23 protein-coding genes and 1 tRNA gene are annotated in these 25,641 nt (G+C 59.7%); 8 read left to right on the top strand and 16 right to left on the bottom strand.

Features of this window, described 5'->3' with window-relative positions; all coding sequences use genetic code 11:
* Window positions 1–13 precede the first annotated feature (13 nt).
* Complete coding sequence (locus BM074_RS01135) at window positions 14–922, bottom strand: LysR family transcriptional regulator (RefSeq protein ID WP_091919184.1); 909 nt, start codon at window positions 920–922, stop codon at window positions 14–16.
* A 99-nt stretch (window positions 923–1,021) separates the two neighbouring features.
* Between BM074_RS01135 and BM074_RS01130 the strand changes: the two genes are divergently transcribed.
* Window positions 1,022–2,026 (top strand): aldo/keto reductase, encoded by a 1,005-nt coding sequence (locus BM074_RS01130; protein WP_091921349.1) that lies wholly within the window; start codon window positions 1,022–1,024, stop codon window positions 2,024–2,026.
* Window positions 2,027–2,070: 44 nt separating this feature from the next.
* Here the strand turns inward: BM074_RS01130 and BM074_RS01125 are convergent, their stop codons facing one another.
* Entirely contained in the window at window positions 2,071–3,576 is a 1,506-nt protein-coding gene (locus BM074_RS01125) for an MFS transporter (protein ID WP_244532705.1), read from the bottom strand.
* Between the two features lie 122 nt (window positions 3,577–3,698).
* Here BM074_RS01125 and BM074_RS01120 point away from each other — a divergent pair, with 122 nt between their 5' ends.
* Window positions 3,699–4,595: a LysR family transcriptional regulator gene (locus tag BM074_RS01120; RefSeq protein WP_091919182.1), complete on the top strand. Its 897-nt coding sequence runs from the start codon at window positions 3,699–3,701 to the stop codon at window positions 4,593–4,595.
* A 29-nt stretch (window positions 4,596–4,624) separates the two neighbouring features.
* Here BM074_RS01120 and BM074_RS01115 read toward each other — a convergent pair whose 3' ends face one another.
* The 4 genes from BM074_RS01115 to BM074_RS01100 form a co-directional block, all read right to left on the bottom strand.
* Window positions 4,625–5,191, bottom strand: a complete 567-nt coding sequence (locus BM074_RS01115; protein ID WP_244532759.1) for a hypothetical protein — start codon at window positions 5,189–5,191, stop codon at window positions 4,625–4,627.
* A 132-nt stretch (window positions 5,192–5,323) separates the two neighbouring features.
* On the bottom strand, window positions 5,324–6,361 hold the full coding sequence (gene gnd / locus BM074_RS01110) for a phosphogluconate dehydrogenase (NAD(+)-dependent, decarboxylating) (protein ID WP_091919178.1): 1,038 nt from the start codon (window positions 6,359–6,361) through the stop codon (window positions 5,324–5,326).
* Window positions 6,362–6,556: 195 nt separating this feature from the next.
* Window positions 6,557–6,811, bottom strand: coding sequence for a hypothetical protein (locus BM074_RS01105; RefSeq protein ID WP_091919176.1), 255 nt, complete (start codon window positions 6,809–6,811; stop codon window positions 6,557–6,559).
* A gap of 443 nt (window positions 6,812–7,254) precedes the next feature.
* A complete protein-coding gene (locus BM074_RS01100) occupies window positions 7,255–8,580 on the bottom strand; it encodes a CoA transferase (RefSeq protein ID WP_091919174.1) in 1,326 nt (441 codons plus the stop codon).
* A gap of 57 nt (window positions 8,581–8,637) precedes the next feature.
* Between BM074_RS01100 and BM074_RS01095 the strand changes: the two genes are divergently transcribed.
* Entirely contained in the window at window positions 8,638–9,789 is a 1,152-nt protein-coding gene (locus tag BM074_RS01095; RefSeq protein ID WP_081815739.1) for a citrate synthase family protein, read from the top strand.
* 208 nt (window positions 9,790–9,997) lie between these two features.
* Here the strand turns inward: BM074_RS01095 and BM074_RS23405 are convergent, their stop codons facing one another.
* From BM074_RS23405 to BM074_RS01085, 3 genes are all read right to left on the bottom strand, one after another.
* A complete protein-coding gene (locus BM074_RS23405) occupies window positions 9,998–10,123 on the bottom strand; it encodes a hypothetical protein (RefSeq protein WP_255453099.1) in 126 nt (41 codons plus the stop codon).
* A 230-nt stretch (window positions 10,124–10,353) separates the two neighbouring features.
* Window positions 10,354–13,575: an efflux RND transporter permease subunit gene (locus BM074_RS01090; RefSeq protein ID WP_091919172.1), complete on the bottom strand. Its 3,222-nt coding sequence runs from the start codon at window positions 13,573–13,575 to the stop codon at window positions 10,354–10,356.
* Window positions 13,576–13,605: 30 nt separating this feature from the next.
* Window positions 13,606–14,823 carry an efflux RND transporter periplasmic adaptor subunit gene (locus BM074_RS01085; protein ID WP_091919170.1) on the bottom strand — a complete coding sequence of 406 codons (1,218 nt, stop codon included), beginning with the start codon at window positions 14,821–14,823 and terminating at the stop codon, window positions 13,606–13,608.
* Between the two features lie 169 nt (window positions 14,824–14,992).
* Here BM074_RS01085 and BM074_RS01080 point away from each other — a divergent pair, with 169 nt between their 5' ends.
* Window positions 14,993–15,577, top strand: coding sequence for a TetR/AcrR family transcriptional regulator (locus BM074_RS01080; RefSeq protein WP_091919168.1), 585 nt, complete (start codon window positions 14,993–14,995; stop codon window positions 15,575–15,577).
* An 8-nt stretch (window positions 15,578–15,585) separates the two neighbouring features.
* Here the strand turns inward: BM074_RS01080 and BM074_RS01075 are convergent, their stop codons facing one another.
* From BM074_RS01075 to BM074_RS01060, 4 genes are read right to left on the bottom strand one after another with little or no spacing between them, the layout of a single operon-like run.
* Window positions 15,586–16,707 carry an ABC transporter permease gene (locus BM074_RS01075; RefSeq protein ID WP_027229891.1) on the bottom strand — a complete coding sequence of 374 codons (1,122 nt, stop codon included), beginning with the start codon at window positions 16,705–16,707 and terminating at the stop codon, window positions 15,586–15,588.
* 7 nt (window positions 16,708–16,714) lie between these two features.
* Window positions 16,715–17,890 (bottom strand): ABC transporter permease, encoded by a 1,176-nt coding sequence (locus BM074_RS01070; protein ID WP_091919166.1) that lies wholly within the window; start codon window positions 17,888–17,890, stop codon window positions 16,715–16,717.
* On the bottom strand, window positions 17,890–19,653 hold the full coding sequence (locus BM074_RS01065; RefSeq protein ID WP_091919164.1) for an ATP-binding cassette domain-containing protein: 1,764 nt from the start codon (window positions 19,651–19,653) through the stop codon (window positions 17,890–17,892). Before BM074_RS01065 ends, BM074_RS01070 begins: the two co-directional genes overlap by 1 nt.
* Window positions 19,650–20,693, bottom strand: coding sequence for an HlyD family secretion protein (locus tag BM074_RS01060; protein WP_091919162.1), 1,044 nt, complete (start codon window positions 20,691–20,693; stop codon window positions 19,650–19,652). The genes BM074_RS01065 and BM074_RS01060 overlap by 4 nt, the downstream gene beginning before the upstream one ends.
* Before the next feature lie 92 nt (window positions 20,694–20,785).
* On the opposite strand from BM074_RS01060, the gene BM074_RS01055 reads away from it, so the two are divergent.
* Complete coding sequence (locus BM074_RS01055; protein ID WP_027229888.1) at window positions 20,786–21,469, top strand: TetR/AcrR family transcriptional regulator; 684 nt, start codon at window positions 20,786–20,788, stop codon at window positions 21,467–21,469.
* On the opposite strand, the gene BM074_RS22905 is transcribed toward BM074_RS01055, so the two are convergent.
* Window positions 21,463–21,639, bottom strand: coding sequence for a hypothetical protein (locus BM074_RS22905; protein ID WP_175498854.1), 177 nt, complete (start codon window positions 21,637–21,639; stop codon window positions 21,463–21,465). The genes BM074_RS01055 and BM074_RS22905 overlap by 7 nt on opposite strands.
* Window positions 21,640–21,870: 231 nt before the next feature.
* Between BM074_RS22905 and BM074_RS22640 the strand changes: the two genes are divergently transcribed.
* Complete coding sequence (locus BM074_RS22640; RefSeq protein WP_139217607.1) at window positions 21,871–22,206, top strand: hypothetical protein; 336 nt, start codon at window positions 21,871–21,873, stop codon at window positions 22,204–22,206.
* Window positions 22,207–22,248: 42 nt separating this feature from the next.
* Here the strand turns inward: BM074_RS22640 and BM074_RS01050 are convergent, their stop codons facing one another.
* Window positions 22,249–22,623, bottom strand: a complete 375-nt coding sequence (locus BM074_RS01050; protein ID WP_139217606.1) for a hypothetical protein — start codon at window positions 22,621–22,623, stop codon at window positions 22,249–22,251.
* A 58-nt stretch (window positions 22,624–22,681) separates the two neighbouring features.
* On the bottom strand, window positions 22,682–23,071 hold the full coding sequence (locus tag BM074_RS01045) for a DUF930 domain-containing protein (RefSeq protein WP_091919158.1): 390 nt from the start codon (window positions 23,069–23,071) through the stop codon (window positions 22,682–22,684).
* Window positions 23,072–23,371: 300 nt separating this feature from the next.
* Here BM074_RS01045 and BM074_RS01040 point away from each other — a divergent pair.
* Both BM074_RS01040 and BM074_RS01035 read left to right on the top strand, forming a co-directional pair.
* Window positions 23,372–23,462 (top strand) — tRNA-Ser (locus tag BM074_RS01040).
* A gap of 577 nt (window positions 23,463–24,039) precedes the next feature.
* Window positions 24,040–25,575, top strand: a complete 1,536-nt coding sequence (locus BM074_RS01035; protein WP_091919156.1) for a hypothetical protein — start codon at window positions 24,040–24,042, stop codon at window positions 25,573–25,575.
* Window positions 25,576–25,641: the final 66 nt, after the last annotated feature.

Raw genomic sequence — 25,641 nt, 5'->3', positions numbered from 1 at the left:
AAGGCCAGCGGTTCTATTTTGACGGCGATTTAGCGGATGCCTTTATGAAGTCGACGAATGCGCGCAACGGTGCCGGCATGTGTTTGCGGCTTGGATAGTAAAGGCGGGGGCCGGTAAAGCTCTGCCAATATGGGCTGAGGACCGCGACCAGCGCGCCGCTGGCGAGCGCTTCGGCAAGAAATTCCTCAAATGTATAGACCAGCCCCAGACCATCGATCGCTGCTTTGACCTCCATTTCGGCTGTCGACGCAATGAGTGGGCCCTTGGGCGTCACCTTGATCACTTGTCCATTCCGTTCGAATTCCCAATGCGGAATGTAGCCACTGCTGAAGCGGTGACGGATACAGGCATGGTTCACCAGGTCGCGCGGATGGGCGGGGACGCCGTGGGCCGAAAGGTAGGAGGGCGCCGCCGCTGCGACGAACCGCTGGGTCGGGGGCCCGATTGGGATTGCGATCATGTCGCGCTCGATACGTTCATCATAACGGATGCCGGCGTCGAACCCAGCGGCGAGCACGTCGATGAATGTGTCGGAGGCGGTGATCTCGAGCGTGATACCTGGATGGGCCGCAAGAAAAGCGTTGATGATTGGCGGCAAGATCCGTTCCGCTACGATGACCGGAACATTGAGCTTGAGCGTCCCCGTCGGACTGTCGCGGAAACTGTTCATGCTGTCGAGCGCGCCGGCGATCTCGCCAAGGGCCGGCGTTAATCGTTCGATGAGGAGTTTGCCGGCCTCGGTCGGGGTAACGCTCCGCGTGGTGCGGTTGAGAAGCCGCACGCCGATACGGGCCTCAAGGCGGCGTATGGCTTCGCTCAGCGCGGAGGCGGACACGCCGCGCATCGTCGCTGCGGCGCGGAAATTCCGCGTCTGCGCCACCGCAACCAGCGCGCTGAGATCAGAGAGATCAGGATCCGACATTGTGCAATTTTCCGAACAACCCATGCACAATATAGCGGATTATCGCACAAATACAGAGAGCCTATATTGCTTCCAACCGAGGCAAAGGAATTGAACGAAATGCAACATCATCAACTTGGAAAGACCGGGCCGCGCGTATCGCAGATCGGGCTCGGCTGCATGGGCATGTCGGGCATGTACGGGCCGTCAGATCGCGCTGAAAGCATTGCCACCATCCACGCCGCGCTCGATGCGGGTATCAACCTCATCGACACCGGCGATTTCTACGGAATGGGTCACAACGAATTGCTCATTGCCGAGGCGCTGAAGGGCGCCAGGCGTCAGGACGCGGTGCTAAGCGTCAAGTTCGGCGGGCTGCGCGACCCAGCAGGCGGCTGGACCGGCTTTGACGGACGGCCGCAGGCCGTGAAAAACTTCGCAGCCTATTCGCTGCAGCGCCTCGGTGTCGATTACATCGATATTTATCGCCCCGCGCGGCTCGACCCTGCCGTACCGATCGAAGAAACGATAGGCGCAATTGCCGACCTCGTGAAAGCTGGCTACGTCAGGCATATCGGTCTTTCCGAAGTAGGCTCGGAAACGATCCGTCGTGCTGCCGCGGTCCATCCAGTCGTCGATTTGCAGATCGAGTATTCACTGATTTCGCGTGGCATCGAGGACAATATCCTTGAGACCTGCCGCTCACTTGGCATTGCCATCACAGCCTATGGCGTGCTGTCGCGGGGGCTGATCAGTGGCCACTGGACGAAGGAGAGCGCGCAGACCGGTGACTGGCGTGCCCATAATCCCCGTTTCCAGGCGGAAAATGTTGACGCCAACCTGGCGCTCGTCGAGGCGCTGAAGAAGATCGCGGACGCAAAGGGCGTGTCAGTCGCGCAGATCGCCATTGCCTGGGTCGTAGCGCAGGGGAGCGATATTTTCCCTGTCATGGGCGCGCGCCGCCGCGATCGTCTTGCTGAAACGCTTGGTGCTCTCGATGCAAGCCTCAGCCGCGATGACCTTGCGGCTATCGAAAAGGCCGTGCCCAAGGGTGCCGCAGCCGGCGACCGCTATGCTGCGGTCCAGATGGCCCATCTCGACAGCGAGGCGGCGGCACATCGATAAGGTCTACGAGATCCTGAGGCCCGCCTTGCAAGGCGGGCCCGCACCTAGCTCCCCGACGCCGCAGCCAACCCGACTTTGTCGCAGCGTCGGGGGAGAACCGTTAAACTGAATGCGCCCATAATCCAGGCGGCAGCTGCGCCATAGAGCATTACCCAGCCAAAACCATCGTTCAACGCGCCTATCGCTTTTACGTGTGAAACGCCTGCGGCGCCTGCCTCGGAGAAATTGCCGGCGGCTATGGCATCGATCAGGGCCGCAGATGCGGGAAAATTCGGGGCGAGGGCGCCGGAAATGCCCAGAACGAGTATGAAGCCCATCAAAGCGATGTTGACCGCCAGCGAGATCATGCGGGCGCTCATGTCCATTCCCGATGCCATGCCCGCGCGTTCGACGGGCAGTGCGCCGGTGGCGGTGTTGGTGACGGGCGTATTCGTCAATCCCAATCCGATCCCGGCAACAATGCAGCCGGGCACAATCGCAATGCCAGCTTGATCACCGAACGTCGCAAAGCGCATCAGCAGAAAGCCCGTACCGATCGTAAAGAGGCCGAGAGGAATGACGAAGCGCGGTCCCCGCTGCAGGAGCAGGCGCTCGGCAAGCGGGGGAACGACAAGGCTGGGAACCGTGTAGGCAAGCAGAATGAACCCTGCTTCGATACTGTCGTAGCCTAGGACCGCCTGCAGGAAGATCGGCAAGTAGATGACGAATGGCCAGAAGCTGAAGTTCATGCCGCTCGATCCCAAGAGAGCACCGGAGAAGAGGCGCACTTTAAAAACGCGGAAGTCGAACATCGGCCGGGCAATCGAGTTCTCGATGACGATGAATGCCAGCAGGCTGATGCTGCTCGATGCCAGAATTGCCAACCCGTGCAGACTGGTCAATCCAATGGCTTGCCCCTGGGTGATGAAGTAGACAAGGCAGAACACGGATAGCGAGAGGGTCGCCATGCCGGCAAAGTCGATCCGCGTCGCGTGCGGATCGCGCGACTCGACCACGCCCGCGAGCGTAAGAAAAGCGGTGCCGACCGCAAGCACCGTGTGGATCAGGAATACCCATTGCCAGCCTGCAAAGCTCGCGATCAGGCTTCCAATAATGGGACCAAAGCCGAGCCCGATCCCGAAAATGATGCCCCACCAGCCAAATGCGCGTGCCCTTTCCTTGCCGCTGCGAAACTGGTCCGAAAGAACGGCGACCTGACACGCCAGCATTGCGGCGCCGCTTGCGCCTTGCAGAAAGCGTGCACCGATGAGCAGCGATGGGGTGTTAGCCCGACCGCAAGCGAAAGATGCCGCGCCAAAGACAAATATCCCGATCAGGAAAATCCGCTTGCGGCCAAAACGATCCGCCAGCGCGCCCATCGCCATCAACACCGTGCACATGGCGATCGTATAGGCATTCATTATCCATTGAAGCTCCTTGAAGCTTGCCGGCAGAACGCTCTGGAGCGTCGGCAGGATGGAGGGAATGCTGGAGATTTCGAGCCCGAGCATAAGCGCGGACAAGCAGACGGCGGCCAGCGCCATCGTATTTCTTGAAACGTCGGTTGTCATGATTGCCTTGATCGAATGAGCGGCCAGTACCTTGGCTGCGAGGGAACACCGACGAGCAAAATGTCGCGAAGTTGATGACAACACAATCGTATGATAACGTATATCAGTGATAACAAATCTGGATGATAGAAGTGATTTCACTTGAAGTGGATGCCGTACGAGCCTTCGTGACCATTGCCGATTTTCAAAGCTTCACGCGTGCAGCGGAGGTGCTGGGAACGACTCAGGGCGCAATCAGCGTAAAGCTGAAACGACTGGAGGACCGGCTGGGGCAAAAATTGCTGGAGCGAACGCCGCGCCAGGTCAGGCTCTCGGCCCAGGGCGAGATGTTCATTCAATCGGCGCGGGCCTTTCTTACTGCCCATGAAAGGGCATTGGCCGATCTGACCGCCTCCCGCCGGCGCTTTGCGCTTGGCATAGCGAGCCATGTCATGGGCCCGGAGGTATCATCGTTATTGGCAAAGCTGAAGTCGCTGGATCCGACACTGATAATCGAGGTTCGTGTCGACAGTTCGCGGTCGCTTTTGGATTTGTACGATGCCGGTTCACTCGATGCGGTCATAATCCGCAGCGATGATGACAGGCGCGATGGCGAAACCCTGGGACCCGAGCATTTCGGGTGGTTCGCCGCGCCGGGATTCGTTCACTGCAAGGGCGAACCCTTGCGCATTGCCGGGCTCTCACCTAGCTGCGTCGTTCGCGACGTTTCGACCAGCCTGCTGGATCGGGCGGCGATTTCGTGGACGGAGGTTTTCATTGGAAGCACGTCCGCAATTGTCGCCGCCCTCTCGGCAGGGCTTGCCGTCGCCGCATTTCCACATAGGCTGGCGCCGGCCGATGTCGTGGACGTCAGCGAAAGATTTGCGCTGCCGCCGTTGCCTTCCCTGTCGATTGTCTTGCACTCTTCCCTGACGGATCCGAAGAGCCGGGAAGCGCTTCGGGCCATCACCGCGGCTTTTCGCGAGCATCCGCGGCCAGCCCCGCAAAGGACAGTCACAAGTCTGTCTGGCCGCGGATAATGGGCCGCGCACGCGCGCGATCCCATTCATTACATCGGCGGAACGATACCGTTGGTCCCGACGACGATGCGCTTGGTCGAAAGGCTGTCGCCATTGCCGCGCTCGGCTGAGATGAATACCGTGGCGCCGGGCTTCAGGTCATCCTTGCTGGCTTTGGCCAGGGTAACGATGGGCGTTCCATCAGGGATAGCGATCTTCTTTTCCGTACCGTGATAGACGACCGTCAGCGTCCGTCCGTCGATGTCCTCGACCGCATCGGCGACCGTCGCGTTGGTCATGCTGCTATTCGGCTTCAGATCCCAGGGCCGGTCGCCTTCGCCCGTGCCTTTGAGAGCGGCCGGGAAGATCACGACCTCGACGGCGCTCGCAACACCTTCGCTTTTCGGCACATTGGTTATGCCGACGAAATCGCCCTTCTTGATATCGTCGATCGAAGCCTTGGCGACGCCGCCGACCTGCCAGCCGTCACTCAAGGCAACGGTCGCATCGGGTCCTTCGCGAGTTTTCACCACGATCGCAGTGTCGCTCAAGCTTTCGATCGCGCCGCGAACGTTGACGCGTTTGGTGGCTGGCGTTGCTGCCGTCTGCTTGGACATTGTGTTCTCTGCGTGAACCGCGAGCGGGAAGGCGAGCGAAAGCACTCCTCCCAACAGCGCTGCCGGGAAGCCAAATCTCGATGTTATCCTAGCCATGTTTCTGCTCCTGTCAGACAGGCAGCCGGCGCAACCCTATTGCCCGCCGGGCTTGGCCTGCTTTTCCACGTGTCCGCCAAATTCACGGCGCATGGCGGACAGAACCTTGTTGGCGAAATCGGCATTGCCGCGTGAACTGAAGCGCTCGATCAGCGCGGCGCCGAGCACAGGGGCGGGCACCGCCTCGTCGATGGCGGCAATCAGCGTCCAGCGGCCTTCGCCGGAATCCGACACATGCCCCGCATAGCCGGCGAGGCCCGGATCTTCGTAAAGCGCGTCGGCCGTGAGGTCGAGCAGCCATGAACTTATCACGCTGCCACGCCGCCAGACTTCAGCAATGTCGGGAAGATTGAATTGATACTGATAATGTTCAGGGTTCTTGAGCGGTGTCGTCTCGGCATCCGCCTCGTGCGAGCGCAGGCCAATATCGGCATTGCGCAGGATGTTCAGCCCCTCCGAATAGGCGGCCATCAGGCCGTATTCGATGCCATTATGCACCATCTTGACGAAGTGACCGGCGCCGTGCGGGCCGCAATGGAGAAAACCCTGATCTGCGGTGCTTTCGCCCGCCAGCATGGCACGGCGGCTCTCGGTCTCGGGCAGATCGCCCTTTCCCGGCGCGAGTGCTGCGAAGATAGGCGAAAGGTGCTGCACGATGTCCGGTTCCCCGCCGATCATCAGGCAGTAACCCCGTTCAAGGCCGAACACGCCGCCACTCGTCCCGACATCAACATAATGGATGGCGGATGATTTAAGCGCCGCGCCGCGCCGGATGTCGTCGTGGTAATAGGAATTGCCGCCGTCGATGACGATATCATCCTTCTCGAGCAGCGGTACCAGCTTGGCGAGCACCGTATCCACCACAGCTGCGGGCAGCATCAGCCATACCGCACGCGGACGCGACAGCTTTGCCACGAATTCCTCGAGCACGGTCGAGCCATCCGCTCCGAGCCGCTGCAGTTCGGCTACGCTCTCGGCTCTTGTATCGTAGACCACCAGCTCGTGGCCGTGTTTCAACAGGCGCTGCGTCATGTTGCTGCCCATGCGCCCCAGCCCAATCATGCCAAGCTGCATTTTAAATCTCCCAGGTCAGAGTAATTTGCATGCAGGCTGCACGTTATCGGCGGCGCGTTCAACAGCCAAGTTATGCCCCGGGCTTTGGCGGTACAAGCACACGCGCGAGTCATAAGATCGTGATGGCCGGAATTGCTGGTGCCTCAGTCCGATGACAGACTCATGAGAGGTTTTGATTGGCTTTCGCCATCGCTCCTACCACCAGCCGGGTCCGTAATAGGGCGGTCCGTAAATGAACACGGGCTGGTTGAATTGCATCTGCGCACGACGATCGGCACGCCGGTCGAGATCGAGGCGGAGCAGGCAGTTTGAGAAGGCGGTCGTACCGCGCTTGAAGCCGAAGGAGGCACACTTCTGGTTGTCCATGGCCCGCTGCTGTTCGGGGGTGATGGTCTGACATGCGGCAACGAACAGCAGCAGCAAGAGCGCGAACAACACCGTAAATCTCATCTGTCCCTCCTGGGCCACCAGAATACGAACTTGTCGGCCCGCCGCCATTATGTCGCTTGGCTGGCAGGTTGAACAGTCAGACTTTGGGCATATGAAATAAGATGGGGGAGGGCGTCTTCAGATAAACAACAAGCCGTGCAGAGGCTGCTTTGAGCCGCGTTCGTGATCCCCCTTTCCAAGCTCCGCGAGCTTCGAAAGACGTTCGGCATCCAATTCTCCATCTTCCGTCATGTCCAGCGTTCTCCCGCTGGTCTCTCGCGATCAAGAATAACCATTTCTGGCGCGCCGGGCGGCATGCGCTGGTGCATCCGCCTTCTGGCGATGGCGCGCCTGCCCTCCTTCAGGACCTTTAGTCAGTTGTCGACTTAGGAGGTGTAATGCGTGCGAAACTTCGGGGATGAGACGAGATTGGCGGACCGGTATGAATAAATGACCCCAAAGGATCACCAGCTTGGGGTATCGTCCCGCAAAGATCCAGCGGGCGCCGCCCATTCTGGCGACTTGCCTTCAAGGCGGACTGGGAATTTTAGTCGCCTGGCCGGTCCCCAAGCCGTGGCTTCGAGGGCAGGCGCCAAATCGGCTATGCTTTCATCAAGTGCAGAGCCTTGAAAATCGCGGGCACCTGCGGCGGTCAGCATTGCCGCGGTTCGGGCGAGAGACACGCGGGCGGATAAGCTGACGCCAGTCGACTGGCACTGGCGTAAAGCACGCAGGACCGTTGCGGCCATCAGATATCCTGTCGCGTGATCAAGCGCCTGTACTGGAAGCGGCACCGGCCGGTCTGCCGTGGCCCGCCGCATTCCCTCGTAGGCAATCCCGCAACTCATCTGGACCAAGCTGTCGAAGCCGCGCCGACTTTTCCATGGCCCGCTCCAGCCATAGGCATTCAGGCTGACATCGATCAGGCCGGGCGACAGGCGCTCCCGCTGTTCATCGTCGTAGCCCAGTTTATCGAGCGCGCCGGGGCGGTAGCCGTGCACCAGAACATCGGCTTCGGAAAGCAGGGTCTCGAATATGCGGCGATCGTCCGCCAGGTGCAAATCCAACCCCGCCCGGCGCTTTCCGAGAGTAACTTCCGGTTCCACACCCGGTTCATGCCAGCCGGGCGGGTCGATGCGCAGGACCTGCGCGCCAAATCCTGCAAGGAACCGGGTCGCAACCGGGCCGGCCAGCACCCGGGTTAGGTCAAGCACCCGTCGACCGCGCAGGCCCGTGAACCGGCACCCCTGTCCGCTTTGCCGCCAGGTGATCAATGGTTCAGCGGCCACTGCCCGCCCCTGCGGATGCCCCGCCCATTCCTCCAGACTGTGCATGGCCGCGGCCGCGCCGCCAGCCGCCACGACCGCATCTTCCAGCACCCCTTTCCGCCAAGCAACTACCGCCTTGGAAACACGTGCGCTATCAGCACCGCAGCCCAGCACCTGCAGCGCGGCATCGCGGTGATGTGGGGCATTGGTGTGCAACCGGAGCCAGCCATCTGCGGTCTGGTAATCGCCCGATATCGGATCCCAGGCCGCGGGGAGGCTCCAGCCCGAAGGCCTCAGCGTCATGCCGAACCACATCAGCGCCAACCGACGGTCAACCGAGACTTCGCGCGCGCCAGTCAACGCAGCGAGTTCCCTTGCCGCGACCCGGAATGCGGCTTCTGCCAGATCCGACACCCGAAAACAGGATCTGAGTTCGCCGCCAGCGCATTGCAACACGTCGATGTCTGGAGAAAGATCAAGGCCCAGCGCCTCGTCGATCTGCCGCTCGAAATCATCCGTCATTGGTGCCTCCTTGCCGTGAAAGGCGCATAAAATCGTCCAATTGACAGGCTGTAAATCTTGATCAATATAATCAATATGAAATCGCTGGACTGGCTCGATACCCGCACGGCCTGCGCATTGCTTGGAGTCAAACCTCAGACGCTCTACTCCTATGTCAGCCGCAGCCTTCTGCGTGCTCAGGCTGATGCCGGGGACGCGCGGCGTAGCCTTTACGCGCGCTCTGACGTGGAAGCCCTGCTGCAACAGAACCACCGCCCGCGAGCCCGCGCAGAAGTTGCCGAACAGGCGCTTCGCTGGGGGCAACCTATACTTGCCACCGCGATATCCGAGGTGCGGGAGGGCATGATTTGGCTGCGTGGAAGGTCGATTGAGGAGTGTGCGAACATCCTGACGCTTGAGGATATGGCCGCGCATCTATGGACGGTTGGCGCGGTTGATTTTGCCGCGAGCGATGTCGCGAGTTTTTTGCCGGATCCGGTCAGTCGGGCGCTGGAAACGCTTGCGCTCAGCATTCCGAAGGCCTCCGCGATGCAAGATCTTACGCCCGAAGGCATCGCTCGCGAGGGGGGTAGGCTGATCTCCGATGTGACGAATGCCCTGCTTGGCGCACCAGCATCCGGGCCAATTCATCTGCGGTTGGGCCAGGCTTGGGGGACAGACGCGCAGGGATGCGATGATCTGCGCCGTGCACTGGTCCTACTGAGCGATCACGAGTTGAACCCATCGACTTTCTCCGTGCGGATCGCTGCATCGACGGGGGCGAGCCTCGCGGCTGCGTTGCTTTGCGGTCTCGCGACGCTCAGTGGCCCCCGGCATGGCGGTGTCGCATCGCTGGCACGGCATGCGCTGCAGGCCACGCAGGACGGAGACATGGAAGGCTTTCTGACTGAGCAAGCCGGGCAACCGCCTTATGGCTTCGGCTTCGGGCATCCTCTGTATCCCGACGGCGATCCGAGAGCGCGGTTCATTCTGGATCGCCTCGCGCCGGATGCCCCGCCTGTGGTCGCTGTTTGGTCTCTGTCCCGGCATCTGGGCGTGCTGCCAAATATTGATACAGCGCTGGCCGCATTGAGTATATCGCGAGACCTGCCGGAGCGCGCCGCGTTCACCATCTTCGCAACCGGACGGATGGTGGGGTGGATCGCACACGCGATCGAACAAGTGCAGAGCGGAGAGATCATCCGTCCGCGGGCACGGTATTGCGGTTGAGGCTGGACGGGGTTGGCAAGGGCCGTCACGCAACTGGCCGCCGCCATTATGTCGCTTGGCTGGCAGGTTGAACAGTCAGACTTTGGGCATATGAAATAAGATGGGGGAGGGCGTCTTCAGATAAACAACAAGCCGCCAATCATCAAAAGCACGATGGCGCCCGCCAGGATCGGCAGTATGGAAAAACCTTGGGACGTGTTTTGCGGCCTCAATACCAATTGGGCACGGTCAGCAGGAAAGTTGCTGCGACTTCGGTCAGAAACACAAAGACAACGAAAGGGATAAATCCGTCGCTGACCTTCCGATTATCATTGGCTGCGGCAAAGCTGCTCAAGGCGTTCTCCTGATTTTAACGACCCCCGCGACAGGCGGTAGGATCATGATCGTCAGTGCCGAATTCGGCGGTCACATAACTGTAACAGTTTGAAACCTTTTGTCACCCAAAAAGTTCCATAACCAAATTGAAATTCGCGCTGGACGCCTTCTGGCGGAAAAAATCGATGCTGGATCAATGCTTTGATTCGAGCGGCGCGGGTGGGATTAAGCCCGCGCCGCCGCGTTTTTTTACTCTGCCGGCGACGGGGCCGGAAGAATCACGTCCGAATTATGGCCTGATGTTGCTTCGAAATGGCTCCCATGCGTCGCATGACGCAAAGGCCGATTCCCGCTGAGCGCCCGGACCAGAACGTAGAAGACCGGGGTCATGAACAGTCCGAACAGGGTCACGCCAATCATGCCGGCAAAGACCGCGACGCCCATGGCGCTGCGCATTTCAGCGCCCGCCCCGGTCGAGGTAACCAGCGGTACGACGCCCATGATGAAGGCGAGGGACGTCATCAGGATCGGGCGCAGGCGCAACCTGCTCGCTTCGACGACGGCCTTGAAGGGTGTCGCCCCCGCAAATTCGAGCTCGCGCGCAAATTCGACAATCAGGATCGCGTTCTTGGCCGACAGACCGACCAGAACGATCAACCCGATCTGCGTGAACACGTTGTTGTCGCCAGCCGTCAGCCAGACGCCGGTCAAGGCAGCGAGGAGCCCGAGCGGCACGATCATGATGATCGACAGCGGCAAGGCCATGCTCTCATACTGGGCCGCAAGTACAAGGAACACGAGAAGGATCGACAGCGGAAAGATCAGATAGGCGGAGTTGCCGGCAATGATCTCCTGGTACGTCAGTTCGGTCCATTCGAAACCGATGCCTGCCGGCAGCGTCTCGGCGGCGATCTTCTCGACAGCTGCGCGAGCCTGACCGGACGAATATCCGGGCGCGGCATTGCCGTTCACATCGGCGGAGAGGAAGCCGTTATACCGCATCACCCGGTCGGGGCCCGCACTGGAATCGACCTTGATCAGGGCGGAAAGCGGGATCATCTCGCCAGTTCCCGAGCGTACCTTGAGGTCGCCGATATCCTCGGCCTTCGCCCGGAAATTCGACTCCGCCTGCATCCGCACCGAATAGGTACGGCCGAACTTGTTGAAGTCGTTGACGTAAACGGAACCGAGATAGATCTGCAGCGTGTTGAAGATCTCCGGCAGCGATACGTTGAGCTGGCGCGCCTTGGCGCGATCGACATCTGCGTAAAGCTGCGGAACGTTGATCTGGTAGCTGGAGAAGAGGCCTGTCAGCTCCGGAGCCGCTGCCGCCTTGCCGAGGAATGCCTTGGTTGCGTCGTCGAGCGCCTGGTAGCCGAGGCCGTTACGGTCTTCGATCTGCAACTTGAAGCCGCCGATCGCACCGAGACCCTGCACCGGCGGAGGCGGGAACACGGCGCTGAACGACTCCTGGATGCCGAACAGTTGCTGGTTGAGCTGCATCGCAATCGCTCCGGCGCTGAGTTCCGGCGTCTTGCGCTCTTCGAAGGGCTTGAGCGAGACGAAGACGATACCGGCATTGGCGCTGTTGGTGAAGCCGTTGATCGAGAGGCCCGGGAAAGCAATAGTGCTCTGGACGCCCGGGATCTTCAGCGCGATGTCGCCGATGCGGCGGACGACCGCCTCGGTCCGGTCAAGGGTGGCGCCATCCGGCAACTGGGTGAAGCCGACCAGATATTGCTTGTCCTGCGGCGGAACGAAGCCGCCGGGAACGCTCTTGAACATGAACGCCGTCGCGCCGATGAGGACGAGGTAGATCGCCATCATCAACGTCTTGCGCGAAATGACACCGCGCACGCCCCGGCTATAGCCATTGGCGCCGCGTGTGAAGACGGCATTGAAGCCACGGAACAGCCAGCCCAGCGACGCGTCCATAAACCGTGTCAGCCGGTCCTTCGGGGCGTCATGTCCCTTGAGGAGCAGGGCGGCGAGGGCAGGCGACAGGGTCAGCGAGTTGAACGCCGAGATGACGGTCGAAATGGCGATCGTCAGCGCGAACTGCCGGTAGAACTGGCCGGTCAGCCCGGTGATGAACGCGAGCGGCACGAACACGGCGACGAGCACAAGCGCAATGGCGATGATCGGTCCCGAAACTTCGCGCATGGCCTGGATGGTCGCCTGGCGGGGCGCAAGCCCGTTCTCGATATTGCGCTCGACATTTTCCACGACGACGATCGCATCGTCGACGACAATGCCGATGGCAAGGACGAGACCGAAGAGACTGAGCGCATTCACCGAAAAGCCGAAAAGATGCATCACCGCAAAAGTGCCGATGATCGAGATCGGCACGGCGATCAGCGGAATGATCGAGGCGCGCCACGTCTGCAGGAAGAGAATGACCACGAGGACGACGAGAACGACAGCTTCAAGCAGCGTATGAACCACGGCCTCGATCGAGGCGCGCACGAACTGCGTCGTATCGTAGACGATTTCGTAGTCGACGCCCTCCGGCATGGTCAGCTTCATCTCGTCCATGACGCTGCGGACCTGGTCCGCGATCTGGATCGCATTGGAACCGGGCGCCTGGAAAACCGGGATTGCCACCGCAGGCTTGTTGTCGAGCAGCGAGCGTAACGAATACTGCGCCGCGCCAAGCTCGACGCGGGCAATGTCCTTCAGCCGGGTGATCGCCCCGTTGGCCGCCGTCTTGACGATGATCTGTCCGAATTCCTCTTCAGACTGAAGCCGCCCCTGCGCGTTGACCGACAGCTGCAGATTGACGTCGTTGGGGCTCGGTGAAGCACCGATCACGCCCGCAGCCGCCTGCACGTTCTGGGCGCGGATTTCGCTAAGAACGTCGGTTGCCGAGAGACCAAGCTCGGCGGTCTTCTGCGGATCGAGCCAGATGCGCATCGAATAGTCGCCCGAGCCAAACAATTGCACATCGCCGACACCAGTGATGCGGGCAAGCCGATCCTTGATGTTGATCAGGGCATAGTTGCGCAGATAGGTGATGTCATAGCGGTTGTTGGGGGAGATGAGGTTCACGACCAGCATCAGGTCCGGCGAACTTTTCACCGTGGTGATGCCGAGACTGCGCACCTCCTCGGGCAGGCGCGGTTCTGCCTGCGAGACGCGGTTCTGTACTAGCTGCTGCGCCTTGTCTGGATCGGTACCAAGCGCGAAGGTGACGGTCAGTGTCATCTGGCCGTCGGCAGTCGCCTGGCTGCCCATGTAGAGCATGCCTTCGACGCCGTTGATCGATTCCTCGATCGGCGTCGCCACCGTTTCCGCAATGACCTTGGGATTGGCGCCCGGATACTGCGCGCGCACCACGATCGAAGGCGGTACCACGTCCGGATATTCCGAGACGGGCATCGCCGTGAGGGCAATCAGGCCGCCGAGAAAGATGACGAAAGAAAGAACGCCCGCAAAAATCGGGCGATCGATGAAGAAGTTGGAAATGTTCATGTCATTCCACCTGCCCGGAGGGGCTCTGGATTATTGCTTTGCGGGTTCCGCAAGCGCTTGCTGGTTAGCCGCCGCCGTTGCCCCCATTGCCACCATTTGCGGTGCGACGAGTGAACCGGGACGGATGCGCTGCAAGCCGTTGACGACGATCTTTTCATCAGCCTGCAGGCCCGCCGTCACGATGCGAAGGCCTTCGGCCCGCGCGCCCAGCGTGATCTCGCGATATTCGACGATGTTCTGCGGATTGACGACCATGACGAACTTCTTGTTCTGGTCGGTACCGACAGCCTTTTCATCGACGAGCAGTTCCTGGCGCTCATTGGCCTGGCCCATGCGCACCTTGGCGAATTGGCCCGGCATCAGCCTGCCGTCGGCATTATCGAAGACCGCACGCACCTTGACCGTGCCGCTCGACACATCGACGCTGTTGTTGATGAGCTGGAGTTTTCCGGCAACGCCGTTCGACCCCTGCACATCCATCTGCACGGGAATGCGATCCACGAAGTCACGGCCGTTGAGACCGCTCGGCAGATCGGCGAGCGCCTTGGCGACGACGTTCTCGTCGGCCTCGAAGCTTGCATAGATCGGGCTGATCGAGACGAGCGACGTCAGAAGCGGCGAACTCGGGCCGGCAGCGATCAGGTTGCCGGGTGTGATCTCGATGCGCCCGACGCGTCCGGTGATCGGTGCGCGGATATCCGTATAGTCGAGATTGAGCATGGCCGTCTTGAGAACGGCCTCAGCTGCCTGGAGGTCAGCCTGCGCGCCGGTCTGCACGTTCATGCGCTGGTCGTAATCGCTCTGCGATACGGTGCGGGAATCGATCAGGCGCTTGCCGCGCTCAAGCTCGTTCTTGGCAAAGGCGAGCTTCGATTGTGCAGCGCTAACCTCGGCGCGAGCCCGCGCAACCTCTGCTTCGAACGGCGCCGGGTCTATTTTCACCAGAAGGTCGCCCTGCTTGACGATCGCGCCTTCCTTGAAATGGATCGACTGGACAGCGCCGGCAACGCGCGAGCGCACTTCCACCGAATCGATTGCTTCAAGACGGCCGGAAAATTCGTTCCACTGCGTCACGTTTTTCGGCTGGACGAGCGCTACCGACACCGGCATTGCCTGAGCGGGAGCCTGCTGCTTTTCAACTTCTGCATGACCTTTGGAGAATTCAAAAACTTTTGTGCCACCTACGGTTGCAAGCGTTAGAACAATGCCGCTGACGAGGAGGCTCTTCTTAAAAGTGCTGATTGACATCGTGGTCACCTGCTTTGAAAATATATGCCACTTGGGAGGATGGCAGATCGGAACTCGATCATTGACGTTCTATACCGATCGGTATAGAAGCGGTGATATAAGGCTGCGGTACAGCAGCTGTCAACCGATTTTATACCGAGCGGTATAATTCTTTTAGGGAGTCTTGTCCATGGGACGGCCGAGGGAATTTGATGCGGACGATGCCTTGCAGACGGCTTTGGAGCTGTTCTGGCGCAAGGGCTACGAAGGCACGTCCATCACTGACCTTACTGACGGCATGGGCATAACAAAACCAAGCCTCTACGGCACATTCGGCAACAAGGAAGAACTCTTCCGCATGGCGCTGCAGCGTTACGAAGAGCACTATATGGCGTTCTTCTGGAGCGCGCTCGAACAGCCGGAAGCCCGCACGGTCGCCTTGGACATTTTGCGCGGATTCGTCCGGGCGCAGACCGAAGCGTGCAATCCCGGCGGCTGCCTCGTCGTCAACGCCGCAAGTTCCTGCAGCGATGCCGCACTCGAGATCCACAAGACCATTGTCGAGCGTATTCAGGTCGGTCAGAAGGCGCTGGCGCGTCGGTTCGAGCGCGCCAAGCGCGAGGGCGACCTGCCTGACGACAGCAATCCCGAGGACCTTGCCCGGTACATTTTGACCGTTGCGCAAGGTACCGCCGTGCAGGCGTCGAGCGGCGCCAGCCGTGAAGACGTCTACAGGCTTGTCGATATCGCGATGAAGTCTTTTCCTGACAAATAGCCGCCGTTTCATGTCAGCCGGTTGCGGAACAGCCACGCCGAAAACGGCAGGGTGACCGCGGCGATCGCGACCAGCGCCAGCATTTCCGGATAGAGCTCCCTTACGCCTGCATCCTCCAGATAGACCTGATGCGTGATACTGATCGCATAGCGCAGTGGATTAACGAGGGTCATATACTGCAGGATCTCGGGCATGTTGCCGATAGGCGCCGTCAGGCCGGAAAGCAGCATGAACGGCATAAGCAGCACGAACGAATAGATCATGGCCTGCTGCATGTTGGCGGCGAGCGACGAGATGAACAGTCCGATGCCGACGGCTGCGGCGAGAAACAGTATTAATCCGAGATACAGCATGAAATAGGACCCGGTAAACGGGATCTGGAACCATAATTGGGCAACGAGAAGAATCGTCGTTGCCTGGCTGAGCCCGACCAGCATCGAGGGCAGGGCCTTGCCGATCATGATCTCGGAGGGCCGAAATGGCGTGACCAGCAATTGGTCGAACGTGCCTGCCTCGCGCTCCCGCGCCACGGACATTGCCGTGAGCATCAACGTCATCATCATCGTGATCGTGCCGATCAGCGAAGGGATCATGTACCAGCGCGTCTCAAGGCTTGGATTATACCACGCCCGGGTGGTGAGCTTCATGCCGCCGGGCGGATCCTGACCATTATCTGCCCGCCAGCGCGTGGCGAAGTCCGATGCGATCGTGCTGATATAGCTCTGCGCCGTGCCCGCCGTGTTGGAGTTGCGGCCATCGGCGATCACCTGCAGCTTGGCCGGCATCCCCGCCATCAGCCGCTTTTCGAAATCCTCGTCGACGACGATGACAAGGAGCACGCGCCCCTCATCGATGAATTTCGCGATGTCCGAGGTCCGCTGCAGCGTTGCCACGCGCGTGAACGTTCCAGAGCCGTCAAGCTTGGAGATGAATTCGATGGAGGCCGCGCTGTGATCGTGATCGAGGATAGCATAGGGAACGTTGTTGAGGTCATAGCTCGCCGCGTAGCCAAAGATCAGGCACTGCAGGATCGGCGGCAGCACAAGCACGATCCGGCTCTTCGGATCCTTGAAGATTGCCAGCAATTCCTTGCGGATCAGGGCGATGATGCGGAAGAATGACTCCTTCATGACTGGCTCACCCGAGTTTCTTGCGCGTTGCGAAGACCGAGGCGGTCATCAGCACCGCTGCCATCGCGGCCAGCACAGCGGCGTTTGGCAGGATGACCGGCCAGATATCGCCGGCCAGAAACAGCGTCTGCAACACGCTGACGAAATAGCGCGCCGGGAAAACATGGGTAATGACCTGGATCGCATAGGGCATGCTCCTGATGTCGAACATAAACCCCGAGAGCATCATTGCCGGCAGGAATGTGACGATCAGCGTGATCTGGCTTGCTACAAACTGGTTCTTGGTCAGCGACGAAATCAAGAGCCCGATGCCGAGCGCAACCAGCAGATAGAGCGTCGAAACCACGACCAGGATCCATAGCGATCCGCGCAGCGGAACGCCGAACAGAACCTGGCTGCCGATGACCGAAAGCGCAAGTCCGAGCATGCCAAGCACGAAATAGGGCACCGTCTTGCCGAGGAGGATCTCGCTTGGCAGCGCGGGGGTGACGAAGAGCGCCTCAAACGTGCCGCGCTCCCATTCGCGCGCGATGACCAGCGCCGTCAGCAGGGCGCCAATGAGCGTCATGACCAATACGATGAGCCCGGGGACGAGGAAATAGGTGCTGTCATTGGCCGCGTTGAACCAGAGGCGCGGTTCAAGATCGATCGTCGCGCCGTTGCTGACCATCTTGCCCTCGGCCATCTGCCGGGCAACTGCAATACCGACGGCACCCTGCGCATAGCCGAGTGCAATCCGGGCGGTATTGGCGTCACTGCCGTTGACCACGAACTGGATTTCCGCCGTCCCCGCCTCGACATCGCGGGCAAATTGCGGCGGTATACGAACGATACCGTTGACAATCTTGTTCATCAGAAGACGCTGCGCCTCGGCCATGGTCATCACCCGATGCGTTTGAAAATAGGGCGAGAGTTCGAAACCGGAGACGGCATTGCGGGCCTCGGCTGATGAATCTTCGATCACCATCGCCACAGGCAGGTTCTTCAGGTCGAAGGAAAGACCGTAGCCGAACAGAATCAGGAGGATCATGGGCATGACGATGCCGACGGCGATGCTGCTCGGATCGCGCACGACTTGCCAGGATTCCTTGCGCACCAGCGCCAGGATGCGGCGCAGGCTGTTCCTGGCGGGATGCGAAGCGGTCGCGTTCGTGGCCGAGCCCTCGCTGGTTTGCTTGGCCATCACGCTGCCTTTTCGCGCGTTTCGCGGCGCGATTCCTCGACGATGGCGATGAAGGCGTCTTCCATGTTGGCCTCCTCACCTTTCTTCGGCTTGGCATGGGCTCGGATTTCGGCGGGGGTGCCCTCGGCAAGATTGCGGCCGGCATCGAGAATGATGATGCGATCGCAATACTCGGCTTCTTCCATGAAATGGGTGGTTACGATCACGGTAACGCCTTGTTCGGACAGCGCAGTGATGCGGCCCCAGAATTCGCGCCGCGCCAGCGGATCGGCACCGCTGGTCGCCTCATCGAGGAAAAGGATATCCGGCTCGTGCAAGAGCGCCGCCGCCATGGCGAGACGCTGCTTGAAGCCTCCGGGCAATTGCCCGCTTGGCAGTGTCGACAGGCTGTCGAGTTCGAATTGATCTTTTGACCATTCGATACGCTGGCGCTTCTTCGCACCGCGCAGGCCATAGGCGCTGGCAAAGAAATCAAGGTTTTCGTCCACGGAGAGATCGCCGTAGAGCGAAAACTTCTGCGCTACATAGCCGAGATTTTCGCGGGCCTCGGCGCGGGACGTCCGCAGATCCGCCCCAGCGACGCGCAAGGTGCCGCTCGTTGCCGGCATCAGGCCGCACAGCATGCGGAAGGTCGTGCTCTTGCCCGCGCCGTTCGGGCCGAGCAAACCGTAAATTTCGCCGCGCCTTACCTCGAACGTGACGTGATCGACGGCAGTGAAGTGACCGAACTTGCGCACGAGATCATGGACTTCGACGGAGATCTCGCTGCCCCCAGCCGGCTTCGGCCTGTCGAGAGTGACCGCGCTCGACTGGCTTTTCCTGGCCACGGCGCTGAAGAGGATCATGAAGCCGTCCTCGAAGCGCGGCTTCACTGGTTCGAGCTCGACAAGCTTGTCGTCGATGCGGATATCGCCGCCGAAATCCGGCTGCTTCACGACGCGTACCCTGCCGGCTTCCGGCACGGCGTCGGCGACGCCTTCCTGGCGAAACAGCCGCGCCTGCAGGGACCTGGCGGTCGTGCCGGCGTCGGGCGTTGCGATGAACACCTGGTCCTTTGCCCTGGCGGTGATTTCCTCGGGCTTGCCTTGCGCCAATACCTTGCCGAGATGCATGACCACGGCATGATCGCAAAGCTCCGCCTCGTCGAGGTAGGAGGTGCTGACGACGACTGTTAGCCCGTCTTCCCGCACAAGTTTGGTGACAATTTCCCAGAGTTCACGCCGCGACAGTGGATCGACGCCGACTGTCGGTTCGTCGAGAAGAAGAAGCTCTGGCGCGCGAACGAGGGTACAGGCAAGGCCGAGCTTCTGCTTCATGCCGCCGGATAGCTTGCCGGCAAGCCGATCCGTGAAGCGGCCGAGGTCGGTCATTTCCATCAGGCGAGGGTAGATTTCCTTGCGCGTGTCATGACCGATACCGTGCAGATCGGCGTAAAGATCGAGATTCTGCTGAACGGTCAGATCCTCATAGAGGCCGAATTTCTGCGGCATGTAACCGATACGGTTCTGAATGTTCTGCGGGTCCGCGGCGACATCCACGCCAAGCACGGAAAGCTCGCCCTTTTCAGCGGTCATCAACCCGGCGATCAGGCGCAGGATCGTTGTCTTGCCGGCGCCGTCCGGCCCAACGAGCGCGGTCAACGTGCCGTGCCGTGCCTCGAATGAGACATCCTCCAGCGCCTTGACCGTCTCGCCGGTTTCGCGGTGAAACGTCTTGAAGAGGTTTCTTGCGACAACCGGTGCGGAAGGCGCGGCTTCTGTCATGACTTTGCCTTGGCGTCGGTCTCCTGGCCGCCGGCCGGCAGTGGCTTCAGCGGTTCGTTCGGCAGAAGCGTGACAGTAGCCGGCATGCCAAGCCGTAAAAGATCATCCTTGTCATCGACAAAAACCCGGACCTCATAGACGAGGCTCGATCGCAAATCAGCAGTCTCCACGGTTTTCGGCGTAAACTCCGCCACCGGCGATATGAATCCGACCCAGCCATCCTGCGGTTTGTCCGGGAAGCTGTCAGTGGTGATCCGCGCCCGCATGCCGGGTTTTACATGCCCGAGATTGGGCTCGGAGACATAGGCCCGTACCCATTTCGTCTTGATCACGGCGAGCGAAAGCACCGGTTTCATCGGCCCAGCCATTTCGCCCGGCTCCATCAGGCGCGAGCGCACCACTGCATCGACGGGTGCAATCAATTCCGCATCGTTGAGTTGTTCCCGTATCAGCGCCAATTGCGCTTCGCTGCCGCGCAGCTGTGCTTCGGCCTGCAACAGGTCCTCGGCGCGGGGACCGGCGATGGCGAGTTCCAGCGCGCTCTGGGCGACTTCGACCTTGGCGTCGGCAACGGCGGCCGCTGCCTTGGTGGTGTCGAGTTCCTGCTTGCTGATCGTGGAATTGACCGTCAGGCTCATCCGCCGTTCAAGCTGTATGTTGGCGTTGTCTGCATCGGCCTTCGCCGACGTGAGATTGGCGCGGGCCTGCGCGATCTCCTCCGGCCTGCTGCCATTGCGCAGTTTCAGGACCATGGCGCGCTGTGAGGCAACGGTCGCGTCGGCCTCGCGGACCTGCGGCGCAAGCCGGCCGGTATCGAGGCGGGCCAACACCTGTCCCTTTTTCACGACATCGCCTTCCTCGACAAGGACCTGATCGATGCGTTCCGAGCCATTGAAGGCGAGGGAGGCCTGCCTCAAGTCGACATTGCCATAGAGTGTCAGTGCGTCGGCGGTTGCCGGACGGTGCCAGTACCACCATGCGCCAACGCCAAGCGCAGCAAGAACGACCAGAATGATCAATATGCGGATTTTTTTGCCCATGGCCGCACATCATATTCAACTTGCGTGGTTATGTCAAATTAGAATTTGAATTTCAACTTTGAAAAACGTGTAGACTCCGCTACAATGATTCCATGGCGAAACAGAGCACTCGAAAACTTCCCGGCCGGCGCGAGGATGGCGCCACAACCAAGGCTCAGATTCTGGAGGCTGCAGGGGAGGTCTTTGCCGAAAAGGGATTCGATCGAGCCACCGGCAAGGAAATTGCCGAACTGGCAGGCAGCAACTCCGCCGCCGTCAACTACTATTACGGTGGTATCGACGGTCTCTACGGGCAAGTGCTGCTCGAGGCACACCGCCGCCTCCTGACCTATGAAAGTCTTGTGACTGTAGCGGAAGGTCCGGGTGACCCCAGGGAAAAGCTGCGTAGCCTCATCGGATTGCTCGCACGCGCGGTGACGGGTTCGGCTCGATCGTCGTGGGCGCTCGGGGTGCTCGGACGTGAGATTCTTTCGCCATCACCGGCATTTTCTTTGCTTCTCGACAAGGAAATTTTGCCGAAGAAGCTCGTGGTTACGACGATTGTCGGCGAGATTCTGGGATTGCCGCATGACGATCCGGCGGTGACGCGTTGCGCCCTCAACATCATTTCGCCCTTTGCCATGCTGGTCGTCGGCAACAAGCAGATCTTCACGCGCGTCCTACCCGGGTTAAACCCCGCCGAACCCCAGGCCCAGAATGAAATCGTCGAGCATTTCCAAAGATTTGCCATGGCGGGGCTCGAGGCTACTGCCTCGGCGCTTCGTTCCGCTCATTGATGCATCTGAATGGGCGGCCAGCGATAGGTATCCGCAACGGCTTTGATTTCCGCGGGCTTTTTCTCAGCCTTTTCGGACAACTCCTGAGACTTGGCGATCGCCTCGCGCAGCATTTGCCATTCTCTTTCGTGGCGTTGATAAACATCCTGCGGAACGGTCGGTGTCGTCATTCTGCAACCTCCAGTATTCGATTGGGTGTAGTCCTTAAGCGTCGCGATAACGGTCAAATAGGGTCTCGGTTCCGCCTGTGCCATTCAAGAATTGCAACCGGCATTTACAGATCCGCGCATGTCTGCGATCTGCGGTAGCAATTGCGTGAACAGGGAACCAATCCGTTCACGACAAGTTCATGCTTCGAGGTGCATTTGAGAACTGTACCGCTTTTATCAGGAGGCATTTATATGCAAAGAACACTTTCCGCCTTGTCGGCCGCAATCGTCGGTTTGGCGATGTTGCTGGGCTCGGCCATATCATCGTTTGCCGCGCCGGTCCCTTCCCAGCCCGTGCAGGTGACGTCCAATATTGAGCAAGTACGTTCGCGCGACAGGTATCGTCCGTACTATCGTCACGGTTGGGACAATCGCCGTAACTGGAACAGATCAAATCACCGCTACAACCGAAACTGGGGCAGGTCCCATTGGGGCCGGTCCGATTGGGAGCGCCGCAATGTTCGCACCTATCGCGACCGCAGGTGGCGCGAAAACCAGATGGGTGGCAGCGGCCGCAGTCATCAGTAATTGACACCGAGGGCGGCGCAAGCCGCCCTTTTCGTATCCGGACTAATTCCCTTTTCGCTTGATAGCCTCGTAGCCAACGCGCACTTTTTCAGCGAGTGTCAACAATCTGTCCTTGCAGGTCTTCGCGTCGAAATCGCCTGGTTGTTTCGGCCCCGCGTTTACCTCGCGTAGCCAGCTGCGCACGGTCTGATCGGCTTGATCGGCGGATTTGCCCAGCGCCTTCAACACGGTTTCGCTGCTTTCGATAGCCGAGTAGTGCGGTTCGCGCCCCAAGGCGTCCTGGCACTGATATGAGGCGATAACCAGGGTCCTTGCATCTGCCACGACTTGATCCGTGCCTGCGGTGTTGCTGTTGGTGGTCGTGCATGCCGCCACGAATACGGCCAACGTGCAGCAGCCTAATGATCTGAGTTGCATGCAGATTCCCCCATTTTCTCGAATGGAGGCTAGCCAACCAGCGCCGTGGTGTCGAGCATCAGGGAACGAGGAAATGCGTGGTCCAGTCTTTTTCGGGCACGAGATCGCCGATCTTATATTTGAACGCGACGATCTGCATGTTGTCGGCGCTCGTCTCGCACTTGTATTTGAGGTGGTACCACGCGCCGCCGCTGCGAAAAGCTGCGCCGCGGGTCTGGATGCCATGCGCCTGCATGCGTGGCTCGGCAAAGGCATAGGCCAGAACCTTGTCCGGGTTGAATTTGCCTTCGTCTTTGCGAATGCGCTCCATCGCTTCGACATCGCAACGTTGTTCGAGCCGGGTTTGCGGATCGAGTTTGCGCAGGCCTGTCTCTTCGCGTGCATCCATGGCGAAGACCGGCTGGGATGCCACAACGGCAAGCGCGACCGCAACAAAGACTGTTTTCATACGAGACCCATCCAATTTTCTGCGGTGCGAGCGATGTGCGAGACTACGAGAAGGGGGAGTTGCTCGCCAAGTCCCCGAAATCACACAACCCACAGGTTTGATTCGACGCGGGCACGATCAGCAACAATGGCCCGGTGAATAGCGGCTAGGCCGGGAAATTGTCAGAACTTGGTCACCTCGCATGAATATTATCGGCGATGGATTTGCCAGGATCGCGCACCGGCTCGCCTGCGGCATTTTTTACGGAAAAGCCAACAAAGCCCTTGCAAACAAGGGGTTTCATCTTTAGTCAGCGTCCTCGGAGAGGTGGCCGAGTGGTCGAAGGCGCTCCCCTGCTAAGGGAGTAGGGCTCAAAAGGCTCTCGAGGGTTCGAATCCCTTCTTCTCCGCCATAATTTTGAAATTGTTAGATAATTTTACTGCCTTCCAGCGGTGGCTGTGGCTTGTGAAATGGCCTGTACGGATATTCACGGAACATACCGTGAACTGCGCCTGCAATCTCAAAAAATCCCCGCTGTCACTTACATATCTGCCAATTCGAAAATGCTCAGCGTATCGGTCGTGCTCGAAATCGAAAAAACGAACACGCTGGGTCTTCAGTGAAGTTAAAACTCTAGGAGCGCGGCTCGGGATAAATTCCAGCCTCGAACGTAGGGAGGGATTTCGAGACGCCTGATTATAAAAGCGATCCACGTAAGGGAACATTTGTGTCCCGATGATCTTCCCACTATCTGAGCAGTGGCGGACGGATAACACGCGCCACTTAGCGACAAGGTTGAGGGAACGAAACTTCGGCGTTACAGCTATGTAACCTGTTTTGAAACGCCCACACGCTCACTTCTATCAAGATGGAAGAGGCATGCTATGAGCAACCGCCGCGACGTTCTGATTGGTCTTGGTTCTTTACTGGCGTGCTCGACATGCTTGCGACCTGTTCTGCATGCAGCCAGCGCTCAGGACTTGCCGACTATGCCGCCGCGCAATCCCTGGCTTGCCGAGAGCGTCTATCCGACCTCGCATTTCAATCCCGGCGCGACGGATTCGGTGCTGTTCGCCGGTCCCGTGCATGGTCGCAAGCTCAAGACCGAAGAGGTCAAGACCGTTCCGATGGTCATCACCTCCAATCCCACGCTCAAGAAGTTGGGCGATCAGACGATCGCTTTTGCCAGTGGAGCGGTGGGCGTTCAGAAGCTTCGCCTGACGGGGAAGACGATGGAGGCCGGCAATTTCGTGCCGTATCCCGGCTTCGAGGCGGATGCGGAAATGGCATCCAACGAAAGCATCCACGCTGTCCTCGACAAGCTTGATGCGGCATCTGGCGCTCGCGACGAAAGCCAGATTGTCGCCGCGCTTGCTACAATGGGTTCCATGGGCCTCAACATTCAGACTGGCATCAACGGGGTCTACAACCTCTTTGACAAGGATGGCTATCACTACTGCGTTTATGGCGGGACCAAAGTGCTCAAGTCATTCGATAACAACGATCCCGAGGCAGACGTTCGCATCGTAGCCTCCAAAAATCTGGTGGAGGACCTTCCGGCCGACATCGCCAAATCCGTGTCACGGATCATCGGGCTGGCCATGACCTATGATGGCTATCTTGCTGCGGCTGCCCCCGGCGCAGCGCTGATCCTCGATCGCGATCTCAATGTGAAGTCCTATGTCGGATTTGGTGACGAAGCAGTCGACAACTCCATCTGCATCGATGACAAGGGCGGGGTCTATGTCGTCACCAGCAAGCGCATGCTGCGTCTCGCCTGGACAGGTGAGAAGCTATCAACCGACACCGCAGACGGTGCATGGGAGTCGCCTTACGAGTCGATGGACCCCAAAAAAGCCATGGCGCTTGGCGCAATCTCGCGCGGGTCGGGCACGACGCCGACGCTGATGGGGTTTGGTGACGATCCCGACAAACTCATCGTTATTGCCGATGCCGCGGAGGCCGGGACCAATCTGGTCGCGTTCTGGCGCGACGCGATCCCGGATGGCTTTCAGCAGAAACCCGGCACTCCGTCCCGACGAATTGCCGACCAGATCAAGATCGACATATCCAGCCTTACAATCGAACCTTCCCCCAACGTACTGGGTTACGGGGTTGCCGTCATCAATGGCAGCTACCCCGAACCGTTTCCGGAGCCCGGGCCGCCCAACCAGTTCACCGCCGGGGTTACGCGCAAAGCCCCGCTTGGCGTTCAGAAATTCACCTGGGACCCGAAAGAGAAGAAGTTCGAAAAAGCGTGGGTCAATATGGAGGTCGACAACACCGATATTATGGTGCCCGTCGTCTCCGCGGCCACCAACCTCATCTACTGCGCGACCAAAATCAGCGGGAATTATGCCTATGTCGGGCTTGACTGGACGACTGGCGAGACGAAGCAAACGTGGCTCTTTCCCGACGACAGCCGAAAGTGGAATGCGCTGGGTGGCATCACGACAATCCTCGAGGATGGCGATCTACTGATTGGCGGCGCATTTGCCATTAAGCGGATGATAGATGCACCTTAGTTTTGGATAAGACAACGGGACGGTACAACCGAACAGGGCCGGTCGTAATATCACGATCTCCACGGA

The sequence above is a fragment of the Phyllobacterium sp. CL33Tsu genome (assembly GCF_900113985.1).
Taxonomy (GTDB): domain Bacteria; phylum Pseudomonadota; class Alphaproteobacteria; order Rhizobiales; family Rhizobiaceae; genus Phyllobacterium; species Phyllobacterium pellucidum.
Note: the sequence above shows the minus strand (reverse complement) of the source record. Positions and strands in the feature narration are given on the sequence as shown.